Source organism: Candidatus Sericytochromatia bacterium (assembly GCA_035285325.1).
Lineage (GTDB): Bacteria > Cyanobacteriota > Sericytochromatia > S15B-MN24 > JAQBPE01 > JAYKJB01.
The window spans coordinates 1-4,777 of sequence record JAYKJB010000072.1 but is presented as its reverse complement, the minus strand read 5'-3'; the positions used below and the strand labels follow the sequence as shown (position 1 = coordinate 4,777).

At 67.7% G+C, this 4,777-nt stretch carries 5 protein-coding genes; 2 read left to right on the top strand and 3 right to left on the bottom strand.

The genetic code is table 11. From position 1 onward, the window contains the following. Positions 1–451, top strand: a 451-nt coding sequence (locus VKP62_09895) for a DUF4351 domain-containing protein (protein ID MEB3197502.1), incomplete at its 5' end; no start/stop codon positions are given. Positions 452–507: 56 nt separating this feature from the next. Here the strand turns inward: VKP62_09895 and VKP62_09890 are convergent. From VKP62_09890 to VKP62_09880, 3 genes are all read right to left on the bottom strand, one after another. Then, complete coding sequence (locus VKP62_09890) at positions 508–1,113, bottom strand: class I SAM-dependent methyltransferase (GenBank protein MEB3197501.1); 606 nt, start codon at positions 1,111–1,113, stop codon at positions 508–510. Positions 1,114–1,395: 282 nt separating this feature from the next. After that, positions 1,396–2,082 carry a hypothetical protein gene (locus tag VKP62_09885; GenBank protein MEB3197500.1) on the bottom strand — a complete coding sequence of 229 codons (687 nt, stop codon included), beginning with the start codon at positions 2,080–2,082 and terminating at the stop codon, positions 1,396–1,398. A gap of 56 nt (positions 2,083–2,138) precedes the next feature. Then, a complete protein-coding gene (locus VKP62_09880; protein MEB3197499.1) occupies positions 2,139–3,422 on the bottom strand; it encodes a hypothetical protein in 1,284 nt (427 codons plus the stop codon). A gap of 339 nt (positions 3,423–3,761) precedes the next feature. On the opposite strand from VKP62_09880, the gene VKP62_09875 reads away from it, so the two are divergent. Beyond that, positions 3,762–4,592, top strand: a complete 831-nt coding sequence (locus VKP62_09875) for a hypothetical protein (protein MEB3197498.1) — start codon at positions 3,762–3,764, stop codon at positions 4,590–4,592. Positions 4,593–4,777 lie beyond the last annotated feature (185 nt).

The following is a 4,777-nucleotide window of genomic DNA, read 5'->3' as shown; positions in this document are numbered from 1 at the left end:
CTGCCGCGACCCGGCGGATGTCTCGTTGCTGCAGGTCACGCTGTCGAGCCTGACGGCGTTGTCAGAGACGGACCAGCTCGGTTACGATGAATTCCTGCGCTGGCACCTGGAGTCCTCACTGTGGACGCATCTGGAGGTCGACATGGGCCTGGAAAACACCCGCTTCTTCAAGAACGCCAGGAAGGCGTTGGCAGAGGCAGAGAATCGTGGTGAGGCGCGTGGCGAAGCACGTGGTGAGGCCCGCGGCCGGGCCCGCGGGCGAGTCGAGGGGACACGAGAGACGCTGATCCGCCTGATCGCGCAGCAGCTCGGCACCCGCTTTTCGCTGCCGGGTGCGGAGGCGATCGCCCAGATGGAGGCCCTGCCGCTCGCCACCCTCGAGGCCCTGGCCCTGGCCGCGCCCCATTTCCAGGGGCACGACGACCTGACCGCCTGGCTCGCGGCCCACTGAGCGCGCGGCGATCGCCCCTCAGTGAGCCGGGACCCTGGGAGGGTGACGCCCCGATGTCAGGCCGGCCGGGTCGCCGTCGCCAGGAAAATCGAGTAAAGCCTGCCGTCGCGCGCGATCTCACAGGCCGTTTCGACGGCCAGATTGCTGAAACCAGCCTCTCGCAGGCTCTGCAGGAGGGTTTCCCGCCGGAAGCCGTGGTGAAAGACGCCCTCTGTTTCGGGAGGGTGGAAGTCACCCTCTTCCGCGTCGAGGTCGGCCACGGCCAGCCGGCCACCGGGCCGCAGATGTTCGAAAAATGTGCGCAGCAAGGTCGCCGTGTCTGCGACGTGGTGCATGGCCATCGCGCTGACGACCAGGTCCACCTGGTAGCCGAGGGGGGTTTGAAGCAGGTCCTGACAGACCGGCTCGACGATCCCCCGCAATGCCGGCTTGGCGGCCAATTGTGCCAGCATCGCGGGAGACACGTCCGCGGCCACGATCCGTGCCACGTGGGGCGCCAGTCGCCCTGACAGCAGACCGGTGCCGGCCCCGAAGTCGAGCACGACCAAGTCAGGTTCCAGCGGCACGCGGGCGAGAAGCGCCGCACTCACTCCCTCGGAAATCTGCTGAGGAAGCGGCTTATGGTCGTACTCATCGGCCTTTTCAGCAAAAGGATCGGACATCGGATGCTCCTTGGGAGCCCTCATTTTGCCGCAAGCACCACGGAACTGCCAGCGCGCGGGTTTTACCGGGGCGCGTGCAGGACTTGGGCGTCGAGGGAAGGACGGCTCCAATGGCGATTGCGCAGGGATGCTCATCGATTGACCACAAGTGTCGGACAAGCGGGCCGCTCTCGCCCATCCGGGGCATCGCGGGAGCAGCCCCATCTTTGGCAAGTCGCCGGCGCCGCTGGAGGCGCGAGGCATGGTGAACTTCGTCCGCTCGACACTCGTGTCCGATACCCTTCAGGGGGATCCGTCGGCGGGCTTCATCACGGCGGCGACCACCCCGTTGAAGCGCGTGACTTGCCAGAGCCCTGCTTCGTTTCGGGCCACGGAGATGGGGCGACCGCCGCCGCCGGCATTGCGATACCCCTCCGAGCGTACGAAGAACTGCCACTCCTCGACCTCCCGCCCCGTCGTGGCCCGGGCGTATTGATCGAGGCGGCCGCGGGCACCTGGTTGCAGGTACAGCGCCACGGCATAGGGTTTGGCCGGCGCGTAGCCATTGGCCGGGCTGGCTCCCTTCCAGTAGGCCCGGGCGGTGGCGGGCGAACCTTCGAGCACGCGGTTGATTTCCCAGGTTCGCGCCTCGGCGATGAGCTTGCCCTGATGCGCCTCTGGCGCGCGGCTGTCCTTCAGGTGGCGCGCATCCACGGCGAGGGTGAGCAAGGTTCTGCCAAGCGTCCGATTTTCCGCGTAGATGTTCAGAGCGACGAGGAAAATCGCGACGGCTCCCTCCGGCGAGGTGGCAAGTTGGTCTCGCAAGGCCAAGAACGCCTCGACCGTGGCCGGGAGTTCCCGGATGCCGAGGTCCACGTCCCGGCCTTCCGCCTGCTGGGCGGCCAGGGCAGGGCGAATTGGCGCGACCGGGCTGTCGAACAAGGCGCCCGCAAAAGCCAAGCAGAGGGAGAGGCGAATCAAGGGATGCACTGGGATGGGTCTCCGCGCAATCGAGTGGGCTGGTCCCGACCGGACTTACTCATCGCTCATACCCCCGAACGCGGCAGGGCATCATACAGGGCCTGCAGGGCGCTGCCCGTCTCGGCGACGACGCTCAGCGGGCCCTGAAAGCTCAGGCTGGTCCGCGCTGCCTGCCGGTGGGTGTTCACCTTCAGGGGCCCTGCCTGGAAGCTGTCCGGCAGGCGGTCCACTGCCCAAACGGCTGGATTGAGCTCGAGCACTCCCCGTATCTGCGAGCGACGTTGCACCTCGACGCGGGCCTTGAATTTGATGCGGTCCACACACTCCAGCACCAACTTGGAACCGCAGGCCGTGAACCAGGAAATTCGGGCCCGGCGCTGTCGGTGATAGCTTTTCAGCGTTCCAGACGCAGGGCTGAGGGCCCATCGGTAGGGCATTCGTTCGATGGCGCTGCCCAGATCCAGCTGGACCCGACAGGGCGCTCCCTTCAGCGCATCGTCTCGCCAGTGATGTAACAAGGCGGCCAGCTGCAAGAAACGTTCCTGCTCGGCCGCCCTCTGCGCGGTTTCATGACGCCCCTTGAACCAGGCCGCCGAGATGAAGGGGAGGCCCAGAACCCCCAGCACGATCACCGGCTCCGGACTTTTCACGAGGGTGCCCAGCAGCAGCAAGGCCAGGCTGGCGATGAGAACAACGGGCAGAAGTTTTTTGCGGAGTTGATGCCGAGCGCTTTGTGCCACCGTCTCGAAGTGTTGCACCACGCCGCTGTAGATCTTGACCCGGCAGGCTTCCAGACTTCCTTTGGCCTGAAACAGGTGATCCACGCCAGCCCGGCTGCTCAGTGGACCGACCTCCCGCTGTCGGGTCGCCTGGGCCGCCACGGCTCGCACGGCATCGGCGGCCTCGCGTGGCACGCCCATCAGGCCAAGCACGTCGACGGAACCCTGACGCTTGCGGAGGGGCATGACTTCGCGGGCGTGTGGGCCGACGGCGAAATAGAGGTGGAGCGACTTCGCGTCATGGGGAACCTCCGACACCTGGCCGAGCTCCGCCGGACCAAAGGCGAGCACGAGCTCGGGGCGGCCCCTTCGAATGATCAACACGCGGCGATTCGTCACGCCGTAGACCAGCCTGCTTGCCCGTCGCCATTGCAGGAAAGGGTAAGCGATGGCGTACAGCCCGAAGGCCACTGGGAGCAGCCCGAGCCATCCCATCAGCAGCGGCCCTACGACGATGAAAGGCAAGGCCGCGATCGGGAAGCAGCCCGATGCGCCCACGAACGGGGCGATGGGGGGGGCGCCGCTCCAAACGAGCGACTCACCAGGTTCGAGATGGTCGTTCAGGGTCACGTTGCCTGGGCTCACCCCGCTGATATACCCGGGCAGTCGGCTGGTGTGAGCGAGGCGGCATCGCGGCGCTTCGCCTGTCCCACTATCTCGGGCTTTCGGAGGGTTACTGGCTCAACGTGCAGGCCCGCCAAGCTTTTTCGTGGCGCGTGAGGCGCTGGCCGCGGAGTTGAGTCGGATTCGCCCTCGGGAGACGGCTTGGCGTCGTGGGCGAAGCTAAGAGCCGACCATTGATTTAATACGCTGTTAAGAGCCGCGCATCCCGCTGTTGTCGCCCTGTTGGCCCGCCTTGTGACGAGTCCTTCACCTCTCCCCCTGCTCGCATGAACAGGAGCCACCGCGATGCACGTTGCGTCTTCTTCTCACCACCCCCAACCCACGCACGCGCCGGCCGGCCCCCCCTCGAAGTCGCACCACGCGAACAGCCGGCCCCTGGCGGCAGCCCCCGCCGCCCAGCACTCAGCGCTCCAGCAGGACGAATACGCCCCATCTGGCGGGCGGGCCTCAAGCTTGACATTACCGGACGGCAAGCCCGCGCCCGAAGGCCCGAAGCCGGCGGTGCAGCCCGCAGGCCAGGCGGGCACGGCCGGGGAAGGGGCCTCCGCGCACCGGGGTCCTCAGGCCGCGCGGCAGCCTGACCACCCAGCCAAGGATGCGACTGAGCACGCCAAGGACGACCCCCACGCCGCTGAGCACGGCACGGGTGCCGTCTACGCGAAGGACTCCTACGAGCCCGGCGGCAGCCACGCAATGGACCAGGTCGGGGCCGCCAATACCGGCCGCGAATTGGGTCATGCGGCCCACCGAGTGGCCACGGCAGCGCCAGGCGAGCGGCTCCAGTCGCTGGTACGCGAGGGGAGCCATCTGGCCCATGGGGCGGCCGCCGAGGCCAGGGCGGCCGCCAAGGGCCTCGGCGCCCTGGGCAGCGCCGCCGGCCGCTTCGTGCCCGGGCTCAACGCAGCGGTGGCGCTCAACGACTCCCGTCACGCCATCGAGGTCGCGGCCAAGCCGGGGGTGCCCGGCTTGGTCAAGGGCCTCGCCGCCGTGACGGCGGGCTTCTCGATTGTCGCTGCCGGGAACCTGCCCGTCGTCAGCCACGCGGCCGGCGTGGCCGCGGGCGTCATGGGCACGGCAGAGTTCGCGGCGGAGGCCATGCTGCACGGCGCGCACTAGCGCGGTCCCTGCTCTCAGGCTGGGGGGGCTTCGCGCTACCGAGGCCTGGGGGGCCCCCTCAGATCACCTCGTCCGGGTTGATGTTGCCCCAGATTGGCATATCCGGGTCGATGTAGGGCACCTCACTCCCCCACTCATCGGCCTGCATCACGGCCGTGAGCCAGACTTCCGTGACCCGATCCACC